The organism is Bacillus sp. FJAT-45350, from assembly GCF_002335805.1.
In the GTDB taxonomy this organism is placed as follows: domain Bacteria; phylum Bacillota; class Bacilli; order Bacillales; family NISU01; genus FJAT-45350.
In genome coordinates, this window is sequence record NZ_NISU01000003.1 from 94,984 (window position 1) to 111,303 (window position 16,320).

17 protein-coding genes and 2 pseudogenes are annotated in these 16,320 nt (G+C 33.7%); 14 read left to right on the plus strand and 5 right to left on the minus strand.

Translation table 11 applies throughout. The features are described from left to right. The first annotated feature begins 791 nt into the window (after positions 1-791). The 7 genes and pseudogenes from CD003_RS19545 (at position 792) to CD003_RS19575 (ending at position 4,979) form a co-directional block, all read left to right on the plus strand. Entirely contained in the window at positions 792-977 is a 186-nt protein-coding gene (locus CD003_RS19545) for a hypothetical protein (protein ID WP_096202942.1), read from the plus strand. Between the two features lie 79 nt (positions 978-1,056). Continuing rightward, positions 1,057-1,188, plus strand: a pseudogene (locus tag CD003_RS22410) (DUF1801 domain-containing protein); the annotation flags it as partial. Positions 1,189-1,412: 224 nt separating this feature from the next. Next, on the plus strand, positions 1,413-1,751 hold the full coding sequence (locus CD003_RS19550; RefSeq protein WP_096202943.1) for a PadR family transcriptional regulator: 339 nt from the start codon (positions 1,413-1,415) through the stop codon (positions 1,749-1,751). Continuing rightward, a complete protein-coding gene (locus CD003_RS19555; protein ID WP_096202944.1) occupies positions 1,748-2,932 on the plus strand; it encodes a DUF2812 domain-containing protein in 1,185 nt (394 codons plus the stop codon). Before CD003_RS19550 ends, CD003_RS19555 begins: the two co-directional genes overlap by 4 nt. A gap of 497 nt (positions 2,933-3,429) precedes the next feature. Then, positions 3,430-3,645, plus strand: coding sequence for a DUF6366 family protein (locus CD003_RS19565; RefSeq protein ID WP_096202946.1), 216 nt, complete (start codon positions 3,430-3,432; stop codon positions 3,643-3,645). Positions 3,646-3,837: 192 nt separating this feature from the next. After that, positions 3,838-4,356 (plus strand): hypothetical protein, encoded by a 519-nt coding sequence (locus CD003_RS19570; protein WP_096202947.1) that lies wholly within the window; start codon positions 3,838-3,840, stop codon positions 4,354-4,356. Between the two features lie 173 nt (positions 4,357-4,529). After that, positions 4,530-4,979, plus strand: a complete 450-nt coding sequence (locus tag CD003_RS19575; protein ID WP_096202948.1) for a hypothetical protein — start codon at positions 4,530-4,532, stop codon at positions 4,977-4,979. A gap of 449 nt (positions 4,980-5,428) precedes the next feature. On the opposite strand, the gene CD003_RS22035 is transcribed toward CD003_RS19575, so the two are convergent. After that, a complete protein-coding gene (locus CD003_RS22035; RefSeq protein WP_179295634.1) occupies positions 5,429-5,605 on the minus strand; it encodes a hypothetical protein in 177 nt (58 codons plus the stop codon). A gap of 325 nt (positions 5,606-5,930) precedes the next feature. Between CD003_RS22035 and CD003_RS19580 the strand changes: the two genes are divergently transcribed. The 7 genes from CD003_RS19580 to CD003_RS19605 all read left to right on the plus strand — a co-directional run bounded on the left by CD003_RS19580 (position 5,931) and on the right by CD003_RS19605 (position 13,845). Continuing rightward, positions 5,931-6,419, plus strand: a complete 489-nt coding sequence (locus CD003_RS19580) for a hypothetical protein (protein WP_096202949.1) — start codon at positions 5,931-5,933, stop codon at positions 6,417-6,419. 326 nt (positions 6,420-6,745) lie between these two features. After that, complete coding sequence (locus tag CD003_RS19585) at positions 6,746-7,891, plus strand: hypothetical protein (RefSeq protein WP_096202950.1); 1,146 nt, start codon at positions 6,746-6,748, stop codon at positions 7,889-7,891. A 453-nt stretch (positions 7,892-8,344) separates the two neighbouring features. After that, a complete protein-coding gene (locus CD003_RS19590; protein WP_096202951.1) occupies positions 8,345-8,908 on the plus strand; it encodes a hypothetical protein in 564 nt (187 codons plus the stop codon). Between the two features lie 269 nt (positions 8,909-9,177). Continuing rightward, entirely contained in the window at positions 9,178-10,800 is a 1,623-nt protein-coding gene (locus tag CD003_RS19595) for a hypothetical protein (RefSeq protein WP_096202952.1), read from the plus strand. Between the two features lie 369 nt (positions 10,801-11,169). Beyond that, a complete protein-coding gene (locus CD003_RS19600; protein ID WP_096202953.1) occupies positions 11,170-11,748 on the plus strand; it encodes a hypothetical protein in 579 nt (192 codons plus the stop codon). Positions 11,749-11,968: 220 nt separating this feature from the next. Further along, positions 11,969-12,124 carry a hypothetical protein gene (locus CD003_RS22040; protein ID WP_179295635.1) on the plus strand — a complete coding sequence of 52 codons (156 nt, stop codon included), beginning with the start codon at positions 11,969-11,971 and terminating at the stop codon, positions 12,122-12,124. A 161-nt stretch (positions 12,125-12,285) separates the two neighbouring features. After that, on the plus strand, positions 12,286-13,845 hold the full coding sequence (locus tag CD003_RS19605) for a recombinase family protein (RefSeq protein ID WP_179295636.1): 1,560 nt from the start codon (positions 12,286-12,288) through the stop codon (positions 13,843-13,845). A 65-nt stretch (positions 13,846-13,910) separates the two neighbouring features. On the opposite strand, the gene CD003_RS19610 is transcribed toward CD003_RS19605, so the two are convergent. From CD003_RS19610 to CD003_RS19625, 4 genes and pseudogenes are all read right to left on the minus strand, one after another. Further along, positions 13,911-14,093, minus strand: a complete 183-nt coding sequence (locus CD003_RS19610) for a hypothetical protein (protein WP_096202955.1) — start codon at positions 14,091-14,093, stop codon at positions 13,911-13,913. A gap of 386 nt (positions 14,094-14,479) precedes the next feature. Further along, complete coding sequence (rluF, locus tag CD003_RS19615; RefSeq protein ID WP_096202956.1) at positions 14,480-15,187, minus strand: 23S rRNA pseudouridine(2604) synthase RluF; 708 nt, start codon at positions 15,185-15,187, stop codon at positions 14,480-14,482. Between the two features lie 533 nt (positions 15,188-15,720). Continuing rightward, positions 15,721-15,846 (minus strand): annotated as a pseudogene (locus CD003_RS19620) (ferritin-like domain-containing protein); the annotation flags it as partial. Between the two features lie 33 nt (positions 15,847-15,879). Beyond that, complete coding sequence (locus tag CD003_RS19625) at positions 15,880-16,278, minus strand: helix-turn-helix domain-containing protein (protein ID WP_096202957.1); 399 nt, start codon at positions 16,276-16,278, stop codon at positions 15,880-15,882. Between the last annotated feature and the right edge of the window lie 42 nt (positions 16,279-16,320).

Consider the following 16,320-nt stretch of genomic DNA (forward strand, 5'->3'; position numbering starts at 1 on the left):
AAACACCGACCGGGTATGATGTAGCATCATCTTCGGGTCTTATTGGCATGGAACTACAAGGAGCTATGTCGATATTTACAGTTAATTTGAAAAGGATTTTGAAGTTAATAGGTTAACTAAATGAAAAATTTAGCTCTACATAAAATAAAAAAGAGACGAATACACCCATTTAATGGATATAATTTCGTCTCTTTTTTATTTCTCATTCTTTCGTCTCAAAAAACGGAAGTTTTTCAGTGGCCTCGATCGAAGGACAGGGTTCTTTTTCTTTCTTTTGGATAAGGAAATTCTTCAACAATTGAGAAATAATACAAGAGTTGTCAAGAGACATGTGTATAAATGTGTCAGCAATGTAATAGTTTGTTCTATAGACCGATTAGATAGACAAAGGAAATTATTTGGTTATTGTCGAATTTAACACATAGAAGTTCATGGATGTCGATTATTATTCTCTAAGAATATATCATGACTGAGATTGGAAATGAAATCAATGTCTTAGATCTAACGGTTACGTAAGAAACTATTACACGTTCAACTTAATGTAGACAATTATCTTTTGTAGTTTTTGGTAGTATGTATAATAAGATGATGTATTATTAAGCACGTCTTTAGTGTATGGAGGTTTATTTTTATACGCTAATAGCATTAACAGTTTATTGAAGTAACGAGCAGGTTAATTGAATAAAAATGGAAAATGACATAGTGAAATAATTTGTTAAGATGAATAATATAACTTCGGATAAAAATCAACTTTTATTTTTACATAGAAGTAATTAATAAGGAGGTAGAACATGATTAAAAGTGTGCTGAAGTTTTGTATACCATGGGCTTTGGGTGTAATAGTGGTTGGATTATTCGTGGTTTTAATACAAGGTGAAAAAGTGAATTGGGAACATATATTCATGGTCGGTTTGGTTGGGATAATATGCATAATAATCGGAACTGGATTAAGTAATTTAGGAAAAAAGAATAATTGAAAAAAACTTGTTCTACTAATGGGTGCATTAGTGGAACAGCAGGAACAGTCAAAGAATGGTTGTTCCTGTTGTTTTATTTTATAAAACTGGACATGAAGGAGCTGTGCCACTGGTTTGGCTTTCACCGAGGAAAGCGAAAATCATTTTGTATTTTGCCACGGGGGAAAATGACAGAGATGAACTGTTACAACAATTCGGAAAACATACCACTTGAAAAGGATCTATGTTGATAAAGTTGCAATTTAATGAGAATGTGTTAAAAGAACCACCCGTTAGGTTGCGCCTTTGCAAAAAAACTAATTAAAATTCCTGATCCCCGCCGCGTTAATATTTTGCGCAGTAGAGATCAGGAATTTTTTGTAGTTAAGTATGTCACCATGTGATATACTCACGTTATGATATATATCACGTCGTGACACACAAAGGAGGAAGGATATGACCGCACATACTGATAAAGTAATCAAAAAATACGTGCCCATGTCCGAAACAGCTTTTTATATTTTATTAAGTCTGTTTAAACAACCGCAGCACGGTTATGGGATCGTGAAATATGTGGAGGTTATTACAACAGGTCGATTGAAGCTTGGTTCAGGTACAGTCTACGGAACGATTACGAAAATGCTGAAAGATCATTTAATCGTGGTTTATGCCAACGAAGAACGGAAAAAAACTTATGAGATTACTGAGCTGGGTAAAGTGGTTATTCAACGGGAAATGACCCGACTTGAAGAGTTGTATACGAATGCTATTGCACACCGGGGGGATAAGAAATGAGTGAAAAATCGATTTGGAAACCGTTTTGGAGCTTTCACATACAGAGCACGGAGCATTGGATTGGAGAGATGGCAAAAAAGGGATACACTCTTTCTCGTTTTCAACCTAAATTAAGCCGCTTTACATTTACAGAGGAAGCGTCATCTCATGAAACATTTGCTATATCTTTTGATCGTAGTCGGCAGCACCCTCTACCCAATGCGCTTGAGGTAGACGGTTGGGAAGTGGTGAATAAACATGGGAAATGGGCAGTTTATGGTAATGCTAAGCAAAAGGAAGATGTAAAAACGTCCATTGTTCGAGATAATTTAGAGGCGAGAAATAGCAAAATCGCAATGTTTTGGTGGATATATTTCATCTACATCATTTTCTCTATTGCTTTGCAAGCTGGGTTGTTACTGCCTCTCTATTTAAGCAGTGACTCGTTTACTGTAACCCGCGTCGAGAGTCCAATGTGGATCCTCACGTATATCATTTTTGCCGGCCAGTTCGTTGTGACACTGATAGGGATCTATTCCCTCATTACGCTCCAAAAAGAATCGAAGCGTTTATCAGAGGAGAGCACTCAATCTCAAATCTTGGTACATTCTGAGGATAAATCAACAATTTTATCAGGCGAACGACAAAACAAGTTTAAATTCGGCTGGATGTATGCTCCGGACAAACTTGAAAGGTGGCTAGAAGAGAAAGAACAGTTGGGCTGGCACCTTACCCACATCCATAAGGGAGGATTTAAGTTTCAGTTTGAGAGATCCGATACGAAGTTATATGCATATAGCGTCCTTTTTGAAGGGAGAGCAGATAGAAACGCTCACGCTTTTCACAGTGAAGCGGGATGGAAGCGAGTGTACGTCTCAGGTATGTCCTGGCAACAATGGTCAGTCTGGCGACAAGCCTACTCAGAAGAAAAGGAAAAACCTGAGATCAATGACGATCCTGAGAGCAAGCAATGGGCAGCGATGCGTGTGGCAAAAATTCATACGTTGATGTTCGCGCCTATTATACTTTTATTCGGATTTAACTTCTTTTCATTTATGCTTCCAAATGCATTGGAACAAGGATATTTTTCTATCTCAGGTATTGAACGGTTCAACACAACTGTTTATCCTCTCGTCATGTTCATATGTTTAATAAATATTCTGCGAGCATGGGCTTATTATTTTAGAGTAAGAGGTCAATAGAATCGGATTAAGCATCAATAAATCATGAAATAAACAATTAGAAATATCGAACTAACGGGTGGCGAATGCTGAACAAGGGTATTCGCCTTTTCTTGTTGAAGTAAAGGAGCAGGTTTCTTCAAGAAGAAGTGTAATTGTTTATAAGTAGTATCATTGCAATGTGTGAGGAGATTTAATATGTTTGTACTTTATATGCTGTTGGCAATAGCGGGAATGGCAATGTTGATATGCGTTTTGATATTCTTTATTTACAAAATATTAAAAGACAAAAAGAACGGTTACTCTTGGTTTTCTTTGATAATAATCGTTTTCTTTTTAGTTCTTGCCATTTGGCAAAGTTTATCTTCTTTTAACATAAGGTTTTAATTCTTATTAAAGAATAACGGGAGCCAGTGTTCAATAAGAGCAGTCGCTTTCCGTGCTAACGAAGCAGGATTATGTCATAAGATGAAACGTTTTGCTGTTCACATTCGTATTCTTTTTTGGGAGGCGTTTAAATGAGTGAGGAAAGAGAAAGTCCAGAAAGAAGACGGGAAAGAATGAGACAAGAGGAATTAAGAAGAAATCCAACTGGTAACATGAGCGATGCTTTTAACAGGGCAAATAGTGGTGGTCTTGTGGATTTAGTTAACAGTTTAGGTTGGAAAGGAACAGGGATACTTATTCTGGTACTCATAATAGGTTTTATCATAGCATCATTTTTCTTCAATTAACGGTGAGCTTTAACACAAGAGGAACGCCAGATTTAAGATGGCGTTCCTTTCTTTTTTGGAAAATAAAAGGAAATGATGGAATCTGGAATCTTATGATAAAATTGCATTATAATAATTTTAAATTTAATAAATTTAAAATTATTATTTATGGCTAAAGTCTTTATTATAATTTAATTGATAGGGGGGAATGTCATGAAATTAAAATTATTTTTATTCAGTTTTATCTGTATTATTTTTTTAGTTGCTTGTTCAAAACAGACTTATGATAAAAATGAGATAATAGCCACTCTTAAAGGTAAAGAAATAAAAGTTAGCGATATACTTACACAGTATCCTATTGAGAATGGACATATAGAAACTTTTCTAAAAGAAGAAATTGTAATACACGAAGCTAAAAATATGGGGATATCAGTATCACAACAAAGGGTAAAAGAATTAAAACAATCGTATTATTCAAGTGGTGAACTTGCCAAAATAGAAGATTTTCATAAAGAACAAGCAGAAATCTTAGGTATCACAGCAGAGGATTATTTTGAAATCTGGTCGTTAACATACCTTGAAAGAAACGAATATATTCAGGAATATATAAAATTAAAATTTGATGAACCAAGGTCTGTTGAGGAAGCTGAGAAATGGGGAAAAGCGATTGAGAATCATATAAACAATCTATTTACCACCTATAAAGATAACGATGATTTGATAATAAATTAAAAAAGCAAAACGATTTATCTTATTCAAGTAACGGGTTGCTTATTAAATAAGAGTTCTGATGGGTCAACTCCTATTGCGTAAAGGAGCTGGGGAGTTGAAGGATAACTGCATTATATTTGTAGAGGTCATGACTTAAAATTTGTTAAGTTAATAAAAAGGGAGGGGATTTCACAATGAAAAAAATCATAACACTTATTGTTTCATTATCACTTATAACATTTATAGTTAGTGGTTGTTCGAGTGAAGGTCAAAAGCAAGAAAATCCAATGATTTTATCTAAACTAACGGATAATGGGGTTAACAATGAAGAAAGAGAATTTATTTTTAAAATTGAAAATGTAGGAAAAAACAGTACAGAATTGGAATTTCCTACATGGTTAGAATATAATATTGGGCTTGAAAACCTTGATGGAAAAACTTTACCTTCTGGAGATAAAGTATTTGAACATTGGGATTTGAATGAAAATAAAGATGAGGGAAGAACATTGGTGTTAAAGCCAAATGAATCAATTGATTATAGAATAATAGCTAAGGGAGTTCCAAGTGGAACTTATGAACTTACAATCAGTTCAGCTTCAGGATTTGGTGGAGTAAAAAAAAGACAATTCACTATCGGAGATTAGGATTGTTAAAGTAACGGGGGCTTATATACAGTATGATATTTGACCGTATTTATAATTAATTACGATACTAAAACAGCCCATTTTCTATCTTTAATTACTTCTTATATTCAGTAGGTAATTATAGTTTTCAGCGTAAACAACGATAGGACTTTACTTGGAGAGGTGGGTATGATAGGCTCGTTTGCCTGATGAAACCTAAGCTTCATCCTTTCAAGACCAATCATGCCCACAGAGGCTCCAAGTCAAGTCCTTAACCACCTTATCTACGCTGTCATGTAAGCAAAGATAAAAGGTGTATTCTATCAATCTTTTCCGGTTGATACTGTATATAAGGGAGCAAGAGTGGAACAGGGAGTTGTCGGTGCGACAGCTCCTGTTGTCTATTGTGTTAACGAGCAGGATTGTTTAACAATTGTTGGGTTATGTCATTGGATAACGCTTTCAAAACGCTATTGATTGACTATTCTTTTTTTTATTATTGTAATACCTCTACGCTTGGCTACCTCATCAATTAATTCTAATTCAACATACATACGTTCAGTTAATACGTTTCGTTCTATATTACTTGAAATTTCATAATAAAATTCTATAAGTACATCATTAGGTAGTTTATCGTAGAGTGACATATGTACCTCCATTCAAATGTTTTATTTTTTCTTACCCGAAAATAATATAGGTTAAACCTTTTATTTATTAAAATCGTTGTTTTCTTATCAATTTTATATTCTTTGCATAATCAGTAGACCTAATAACTTCTCGTTCTTACCAAACAGTAAGTGAAACTTTTCTTATTCAACTAACCGGGGGCCATACTTCAGGAACGAGGTGTGGCTTCTCTATTGAAGTAAATGGCAGAAGAGTTGAAGAAGGCTTCCTCCAATTTATTGGTAATTTGTGTTAGGGTTAGAATAGATGTTTTTCTTAAGCGAATTTCAAAAGGGGTGTGGGTAATTGAGAAAAATAATTCTGATTTCAGTTCTAATTTTTGCTGTTATATCAATTGGACTTTTTTCTTTTATTAAATCAAATCCACCTTTAATGAGTGGAACAATTGGTTCATCTGGGGATAAACAAGCAGTAGTTATTAGTATAGGAAATGAAGGATTTAGTGATGTAGAGATTAACGATGTGTTAATAAATAATAATGAAGAACCATTGGATAAAAAAATTCAGTTAAGTAATCCATTAAAAGGTTTTATTGTAGCTGTTGATTTTGATGGTGAGGCGAGAGAGTATGGTATTACGAACATTGAAGATGTGATAATAGAGCCAAATACCGCTCCATTATCACAGTTAGAAAAAGTAAATAACGGTACTGCAACCGAAGAAGATAAAAGCTATGGCTTGAGTATTATCAACGATAAAGAAATAAATAAGGTTATTATAAATTATAGGTATTTAGGACTTTCTTTTGAAAAAAGTGTTCCTATTCAACACTAAACCTTATTGTGGTAACGGGTGCGTTAGTTCAATAATCTACAATCTTAAAGAAGCCAAAGTATGCACTATTTTAATCATTTTAATCCATACTTTGGCTTCTTATTCTTCTGGAGTGCTGGTACATTTCATTGGTAAATGTATTGGCAGTGTGTGGTAAGTTTCTTGGCGTGCAATGGTAAAAAAGAAGGCAAGGGTGGAAAATCTTGTGGCTGTAATCAATAATAGTCATTCAGAAATTAGAATGGCTATTTAACTTTGTCTAATAGACGATGATGGTTATGGTATAATTTTGAATAATCGTTAAATTGTATGGGGCGTGGTAGTTTTTGAAAAATAAATCTGTATTTGATAGTTTGAAAAAACAACAACTTTTAAGGGAAAAGATAATTACCCCACCGATGGTCGAGCAAATTAAGCAACAAAATATATTGACAAATAATGTAGAGAACTTCGTAATGGGGAGTAGCTTCCTAAATGTAGATACTTTTTCATCCGCTGTATCTGTTGCTATGAAAGCAGATATATCCCAAAATATCACTGGAATGATGGGGCATTTTAGCAATATTGGTAATTTAATTGAGAACACTTATAATTCTATACCGAATTTTGATACTTTAACAAATAATTATCTTGGAGTTATGGGGATTGAAGATAATTGGGCTAATGTTGTAGAAATGTCAAATAGCATTCAAAACTTAGTGAATAATACTAATTACTCGTCATACATTGGAGCAAGTGCAGTACTGGGGCAAAACATTTCCACGGATATGCACCAAGATTTACTCTCTACTCTAAATAGCTTTACTCAATCCGACAGGTTTTCATCTTTGTTTAAACAAATTGACTGGGGAAGCCTAGATGAAATAGATTTTGATAGAATTGATGAAGAAACAGAAGAAAGCGATGAAACAAAAGTAAGGTTACAAGGCTCTTCTGAATTATCAGCCACTGTGACGGTAACATCGAAGAAAAAGCTTAGTGATTTAACAGTTGATGAATTTGAAGATATGATAAGAAGGGCAGTAAAGAAAACAAAAACCCTATCATTAGGAGCGTTTTTTGGGATTGTATTTAACGATTATATTAAAGATGCAGCTTTGGTAATCACAGAAGTCTTTGTAGCACTAATGATTAGTATTTCTGTAGGTTCTTATAATGCTGAGGTAAAAGAAAAAGTACAGGAAACAATAGTTGAGTCCAAAACAGTTAGAGATGTTAAGAAGGTTTTTATAAAGTATACTGACATTCCACCAGTAATAGGTGAGCAAATTGCTTTTTTAAGAACAAATGCAGTTTTACGTGAAGGGCGTTCAAATACTGCTCCTGGTATTGAGAAGGTGAGTGAAAAAACAGTACTTTATATCATTGGTAGAAAAGGTAATTGGTTGCAGGTACAGATCGAAACGGAAACAGAATGTTATATAGGTTGGGTTGAGGAGTCGAAAGTAGTCAAATTTAAAAAAGTTGAATAACAATTATAAAATATAATATAAATGGAACTAATTAATGTTCCTTATTGAGCTTTACTTTTATAAAAGGGCATGAAGATTTAGCTTAATTATAAGGAGTTTTATACAATTTCCTCCTTTATTGGGTGAATATTCTATATTTTCTATTTCTCTCCATATTAAAATAGCAACCGAGCATCCATATTTATTAAACAATGAACCTTGATCGATTTAGACAGGGTTCTTTTTCTTTTTTTTTTGTTATGAAATGCTTCAGCAATTTTCGGTTATTTCCTAGAGTAGTTTCAAGAGATGCATGTATAAATTGTGTCATAAAGGTAATAGTTTATTTTCTATCATAAGCATTAGATAGAAAAAAGGAAAATATATGGTTATTGTCGAATTTTAACATAAAAGAAGGTCTTGGATGTCAAATATTTTATTCTTAGAAAATATATAATGATTGGAAGTGGATCAATGCACTTAGATCTAATGAAATTATTTGATGGTTACGTCAGAAACTATCACACGCTAAATTTAACTATCTATCACGGTAAGCACTCTTTCACTATGACGGAGATAGAGTACTTTTCAAGGTTAGGTTCCATGTTAGGTTATTATCCTTTCACTGAGGATACATGTGACGGAACATGTAGACCGATGGATTTGTCATGGTGGGGTAATTTTGACGGAGAATATTGGTATGACCTGATTTTGCATATGGAACGGGAGAATCTCTTCAAGAAAGACGTTGAAACCTTAGATAAACTTTTTTGTGATCGTGAATACATACCGAAAAATGTCATAGGCATTTTAAATGTTCGAAATAAGGAAAGAATTGATGAACTGGTTAAATCCGCTCAATCAACATGTAAGATCGATAACGCTCTTCTCATATTCAAAACATACTCAACAACTAAGGTCCAACCGTATTTCGATGAAGTTCACGCATACTTGCTTAATCATTCAAAGGTTCCAGAGATGAAGATGGCTACCGTATCAGAAATCCACGGTACGTTGTATATGCACTTTGATAATTGAGGCTAATAGGTTTCGTATTTGAGAGATTTTTAATAAATTATTGAGCTTTTGTTATTGTTAGCTACTATTTTATTGGTAAAGTAATGTAAACCCGAATAAAAAGTCTATTTCTCTACCTTTGCTGATCTTGGGGGCGACATTTAACTTAGGGTTTAAAACAACAATCTTCCTTTAAAGAATATGCCAGTCCAATCACCTCCATTTACTGTACTTAACATTTTTTAAGCAGTTAATGCAATTGTGATAGGAGTAGTGGTATGTAAGCGGAATTGACAATTGAGGAAGGAATTGATACGACTATTATCGAAATTTTTGAGATAGAATTTATGGCAAAGGTGTGTGTAATATCAATGGACAATAACCCAAATAATAAAAGATATCCACAGAAGAAGGGAAAAGTTAATTCTGAAAATGGTATAAATGAAAAGAAAGATGATACAAATTACTACAAGATTACAAAGACAAATAAGGCATTAAAAATGACCGGTAAGAACATCATTGATTCCATGAGTGAGATGGATTATAAGCATCTTGGAAGTAAATCAGGAACATTACACTTCATAGATTTGCTTGGTTTAGGTTCAAAAAAAACCACACGTACGGTAAAAGAGAACGGAAAGCGTGTGTATAACAGTGGTCAATATGGTAGTTCAAAGCCAATAGGTGTTACTCTAGTTTCTGATGAAGATATCATCGTTCCAGAGATTGATATGAAAACGGTGAAGGAACTAATGAGAGTAAAGAAGCCTGATGAGCCAGAGATTTTATTCGATATTAATAGCGACATCAAATACAATTCTGTAAAAGCTGGAGAAGAATTTCACCTTTCACTCTACGAGTTCATGTTTTTAGTGCTTAGACCAGAATATGCAGGTCTTTTTGAGGCGAACGGAGATCCACTGGGAGCTGAATTACGAGCGAAATCTACTAATGCTGTAATCATAAAGGAGGATGGAATCGCAGATTTGATATCTGAAGTGGATGAAGGCGGAAATAAGAAGTTTAAACTTCCTACTCCCACAATACAATTCTATAAAGGTTCTCCTAAATCTACAATGATTGACATTGATGAAAAGGGTCCAGATGGTTGGGTTGTCAAACAAGAGTACGAGAGGTTCGCAGATTTAGTTAGTAAGACGGGAACTGTTAAGGGGGATAAAAAAGAAAGCAACAGAGCTAGAAAAGCAGCTAAAAATGAAAAGGCTAAGAAGGCCGTCCTTAGCAACAAGGAAATCGAAAGTAAAAGTCCTGGGGTACTCTATCCTGAACCATTACTGGTAGCACTTGCACTTCAAGAAGCTTTAGTTTCTAATCAGCCATCATCAGCAAAAAGTGAGTCGGAGTTATTAATCAAAGGTCAAAATATCATTGGTTCGATGGATGAAAAACATCGATCATTATTAGGAAGTAAATCTGGAGGCGTACATTGTGTTAATGAGCTAAGATATAAAGTTCATAGTGATTTTGAGTCACTGATTCCAAAGAGAGGTCGTCTTGTAGGCTTGACACTAGTTTCAGATGAAGAAATTCAAGTACCCAGAATTCCTGTTACCATAGATTACTTTGACAAAGAATACGAGAATAGTTTTGCTCCTACAAATATTGATAACCGTATAGTGAAAGCAGGTGAGCAGTTCGATGTTACTTTGTATGAGTTCATGTTTTTGATTATTCGGGACGAATATGTAGGCTATTGTGAATCATCAGGAGATCCAAAAGGTGTTTACTTTTCACCTAAATTAAAGCACTACTTAGAGGGAAAAAGTAAATTCCCAACTCCTAACGTAAAAAGTGAGCAACCTCTTAATCAAGTAGAAATCTCAGAAAAAAAAGATGGAGTTGTAGCAATAAAACCTGAGTATTTAGCAAAGTTTGGGGAGTTGTTAATATAGGGTTGTTCAAGAACATCAGGTGTTCTTTTATTGTATAGGTTTTATCAAATAATCATCTGGTTACTTTAAGTGACCAAATTAAAATGGTCACTTTATTCTTGGTATACAAACATTATTACTCCTAACAGAGCCTAAATTAAATAAATTTACAATGAACCGATGACTTTTAAAGTCTACGGTTTTTTTGTGTGTTTTAATTGGCTGTATGCCTCAATTCTCCACTGCTGTATGTGCCTTTAAAAAGTACTTTCCATTTTCCCTTATTTAAGTTAAGATAATTAACAATTTTTAGTTTATTTGGCTTTTCGGGGTATACTGCTTTCAAATTTCTATTTTATGAAAATATTCATTAAAGGAGATGAATAAGTAATGACAATTCAAGTAAAGGACACAAGGTTATGGGACAAAGGGAATAAAGCAATCCCCTTTACAACAAGAGATCAGAAGTTAGCATCGGATTTAATGAGGACATTAGGTATGAAAAAAGCCATCATCAAAAGTTTTAATGAAGGCAAGATTTTAAAGACGAATTGCATTAATCCATTGTCAATTTATCAGCAAGATGCATCCAAGCAAGATAAGCAAATTATTTCAGATTTAGCTCACAATGGTCTTCTTGTCTATCATATTTTATATTCATATAAAATGATAGATAAAGTGAACGATATACAAAGTGAGTTTGAAGTATCAATGTTTGAAAATGTTGCTCTTATAACTAGTTATCTCTGTGCTCCAAAGGATATTTTTGGAGAAGCTAATTTATTAGATGAAGATGTAGTAAAAGAAAGTAATCGAAAGTCCGTCATTAATAATTTTGTAGAAGATGCAATTTTAAGAGCTAATCAGGGATTTCTTTTTGCTTATGTTGTAAATGAGGAGCACGGTATCTCTGACTTTAATGACATTGAGGTAAGTGTTATGGATGGAAATATAGTGAAGGTTGATTAAGTAAGTTTACCAATAACGTAAGTAACATTAAAAATTTGCACTTATTCTTTTAGTTATGACTATTTGTAGGTCGACTGAAAAGGATAAGTGTATTTTTTTATGCTTTTTTTACAGTTGAGTATTGAATGGGGTAAAAAATTCATCATCATGACATTGTTCAAGAGATTTTTTAAAGAGACATGGAGTTGAACTCCAAATACTTTTTACGGAGTGAAAATACATGTCTACTCAATTCAAAAGCTTATTTAAAACGGATGAAGAAATCAAAAAAGATATAATTAGTGATTTTGCTAACGATCTTTTATTTGAAGCTAAAAAACTAGCTGATAAGCACGGAAAAAAAGAGTTCTTAAAGATGATAAAGTCCAAAGGTTAGATAAAATGCTGTTAATGGAAATTAATGGTTAATAAACAGAGCACTTAATCGGTAAAGGTATAAGTGTTTTTTTTGTATATTTCATTTAGCTTATTAAAATTACAACGTACTACCATCTCCTGTCTACTTACATGGTATATTTAAGGTGCGAGGTGATGATTTTGGGTGAAAGAAAAACTGCTGTTGGCTATATTCGTGTATCGACAGGCGTTCAAGCGAGAGACGGTTTTAGTTTAGATAATCAGGTAGAAGAAATTAGAAATAAATGTAAAAAGGAAGAATGGGAACTACTAGGGGTTTTTGACGATAAGGGTAAATCGGGAGCTTTATTGAATGAAAGACCAGGCTTACTTGAAATGATGAAATTTATTAAAGAGAATAATGTAAATTACCTTATCATCTATAAATTTAGTAGGTTAAGTAGAAACATAGAGAATTTATTTCTTATTACAAAACAGTTAGAAGATACGTCAACTCACCTTGTTTCGACTTCAGATAATATTAATACTGAAGGACCATTGGGGAAGGCTTTTATGGTATTAACAGGCCTTTTCGCAGAGATGGAACGAGATAATATTATTGAGCAAGTAAAAGGTGGGATGTCTCAGAAAGCAAGGGAAGGTGAGTGGAACGGTGGAACAGCACCTCTAGGTTACGACTTAGTTGATAAGAAGTTGATAATAAATGGAGAGGAATCTAAGACAGTTAAATTTATATATACTGAATATTTAAAGGGGAAAGGTTATAAGACAATAGCAGCACAATTAAACGATGACGGTATCAAAACTAAGATAGGTGGAACTTTCAGTGGTAATAGTGTAAAGGACATTTTAAGAAATCCAACTTTTTGTGGGAAAATTCGTTGGGGACATCGCAAAGATTGGGGTAAAAGATATTCTGATGGTAAGAGGAAGAGAGTCTACAATGAAGAACCTATAATTGTTGAAGGGAAGCATGATCCAATTATTGATGAAGCAACTTTCTCTAAAGTTCAGGAGTTAATCGATAATAACCCACGTCATCATATGAAAAGGTTTAATGGAAACCACTTACTTAGTGGATTACTTAAGTGTCCTGATTGTGGTAATGGTATGTCAATTCAACCTGTTAAAAATGGGAAGAGAACGTATGAATATTACACATGCAATCAATATATGAATCATAAGACTTGTAAGCCTAATACTATAAACAAAGCTAAAATTGAACCTGAATTTTTAGATATTCTTGAGAAGAAAGTTAATGAACCTGATTTTCAGAAAAGTATTTTAGCATCCCTAAACAGTTCTAACGAACAAGTAAAAGAATTTGAAAAAGTTATTAAGAGTAAAGATAGGGAAATTAAAGAATCTGAACAAAAATTAGAGGATATTATAGATGAACTACTTGAGGAAAGTAGTGAAAGAGTAAAAGAAGCTCTTAGAAAAAGAATGGATAAGCTTTCTTTGAGAATTGAAGAACTTCAAACTGATATATCAAAGAAGAAAGCTAGTATTAAAAATCTTGAAAGTCAAAACTTGAATCAGGATGAAATTGTCGAGGTCTTTAAGTCTGTTGGTAAAGCAATTAAATTGATAGAGGATAAAGAAAAACAACAATCCTTAGTTAGAATGCTTGTTGCCGAGATACAGGTTGAGAACAAGCATATAAAAGAGGTTCATTTCCGTTTTTCAAAAAAGTTTAGGATAGGGGGTGGTAAGGAGAACCGTACCATAAGTAAATGAGGTTTAAAAATAGAACCACCTAAAACATTGATATACAACATTTTGGGTGGTTTCCAATTTAATTATTAATAAAAATTTTCCTCGATAACTAAAAATTTATTTTCTACGACTTTATAATCACCATATTGTCTTGAAAGGTAAATCATTTTTTTCGGTTTTTCCCCTTTTGCAAATACTAATAAGAATTGAGTTTCCATGACATCAATTCCACCAAATAGAAATTTAATCCCAGTGGAGTCTTCAATCATTTGCCCCGTTGTATAAGGTCCAAATACATGGACGTTATCCCATTCAAAAACAGCTAGTGTTGTTAAATCAATTTGTATTTCCTCTGCTTCAATAAGAGCGTATATATCGCCAGATGAAATGGAATGTTGATTACCTAGAATCTCAAAAAAAATAGCAATAAAAATTGTGATAGTAAGAATGAGTAAGAAAACACTACTTTTACGTATAAAAGCCAGCTCCTTTTTAATAGCTAGGATGAAAGCTGCTTCTCACTGAAATAGAAGGATTGATTGGGCAGTCTTACTTTTCAGTGAGAGGAGAGAGTGAAGGGCATGCTTATTTAGGAATGCATAGCCCTCCTATCTGCAAATCAATTTAAAACTCTATACAAGTTCACAGCCCACCCTTACCATTCCTTTGGTTCATAGTCTAGTTCTGTAAATAATTGTGTGCGCTCTTTTTTTGATAAATCTCTCCATTGTCCAGGAGGAAGATTCCCTAAATGGATATTCATAATCCGAATTCTTTGTAGTCTGTAGACTTCGTAGCCTAACTCTTCGCACATGCGACGAATTTGGCGATTTAACCCTTGTGTTAAAGTAATTTGAAAATCAAATTTTGATAACGGTCTTACGTCACAAGGAAGTGTTTTTGTTCCTAATATCTTTACCCCTTCAGACATGTTCTTTACAAATTCAGGAGTGAGCGGCTTGTTTACTGAAACGATATATTCTTTTTCATGTTTATTTTCGGCACGTAAAATTTCATTGACGATATCACCATCGTTTGTTAGGAGTATTAAGCCCTCTGAATCTTTATCTAGTCGCCCAATATTAAAAATTCTTAACGGATGATTCACTAAATCAATAATATTTCCTTTTACTTTCTTTTCTGTTGTACTTGTAATACCTACAGGTTTATTTAAGGCAATATAGACATTATTTCTAGCGACTCGAACTGGTGCTCCATTTACTATGACATCATCCCCAGGCTCGACTTGATCGCCTATTTGTGCACGTTTTCCATTGATTGTGACTCTGCCTTCTTTAATTAACTTGTCCGCACCTCGCCTAGATGCTTTTCCAGCTTCACTAACATATTTATTAATTCGCATGTTAATCACGACCTTAAGTTTGATAATTGTTTATCCGCGTATCAAATATACCTTATTTTGAAGAGCGAATCAAAAACCTCATTTAAATAAATCACGGAGAATCGTATCATAAGTGACCGAAGATTATCTATAATAAATAAGATAGATTTTTTTATAGTAGTACCATGTGTGAAAGATGACTCAATTGGTCACCTGTTTGTTGTTTTTTTAGTAAGAAGACTTGGATAAACAGTGTTTAATAAAGCAAGCTTTGAATTGCTGTTAATTAGGGTGTGGCTGCTACTAATGCAACTTAAGCTAAGTTAGGTTGCGGACCTAAATCAACTGGTGGATATGGGATAGCTGGTGGAAGAATAGTCTTAGGAGGAATTTCTGTTGGATTAAGAATAGCAGTAGGTGGTTTAATGTCCTATAAAAGAGTAAAAGATGAAGCAGAAAAAATAAAAACAGTAATGTAAGCTGGGGCTCATTTATAATGAGCTCCAGCTTTCGTTCCACTTCTAAAACTTAAATAGGTGGTTCGCTATGAGAGTCTTTAATGCGTGTCGATATAAACCAGATACAACTGCTGCATTATTCGTATACATAATACTTGCAGCATATTCATTAGCTAAGTCTTCATTTAGTCCTTCAATCAACTTTTCCATTTTGGTATCCATTATCATCACTTTTTTACTTTCTATTACCGATGGTTAAGACTGAAGCGATACCGGGGGTCCAAGTTTTTTCTCTATAAATTTCTTTAAATACTGTTTAATTGGAAGTTGTTGTTTTCTTGTTATAGAGCGTTGTTGTTTTGTAAATTCAAGAAAACCAATGTATTCTTCTGTTGTTAGTCCCATCTCTAGTGCTTCAGATATGATATCGTCCCATGCAGCATCAGATGGTAATAATGGGCTCTCAGCTAACATTCTATCACTGGAGACTCCTAACGTAGACGAGATTCTTTCTAGAAATTGCATAGAGGAATTTAAGTAAAGGTTTCTTTCAATGGAGATTAAATAGGTTTTGTCTACATCTGCAAGTTCTGCAAGTTTAGAGAGAGATAACCCTTTTTCCATACGATACTTTTTTACTGTTTCACCAACCATACATATTCACCTTTTTTTTCATATTTTTCGTGCTTTATTACC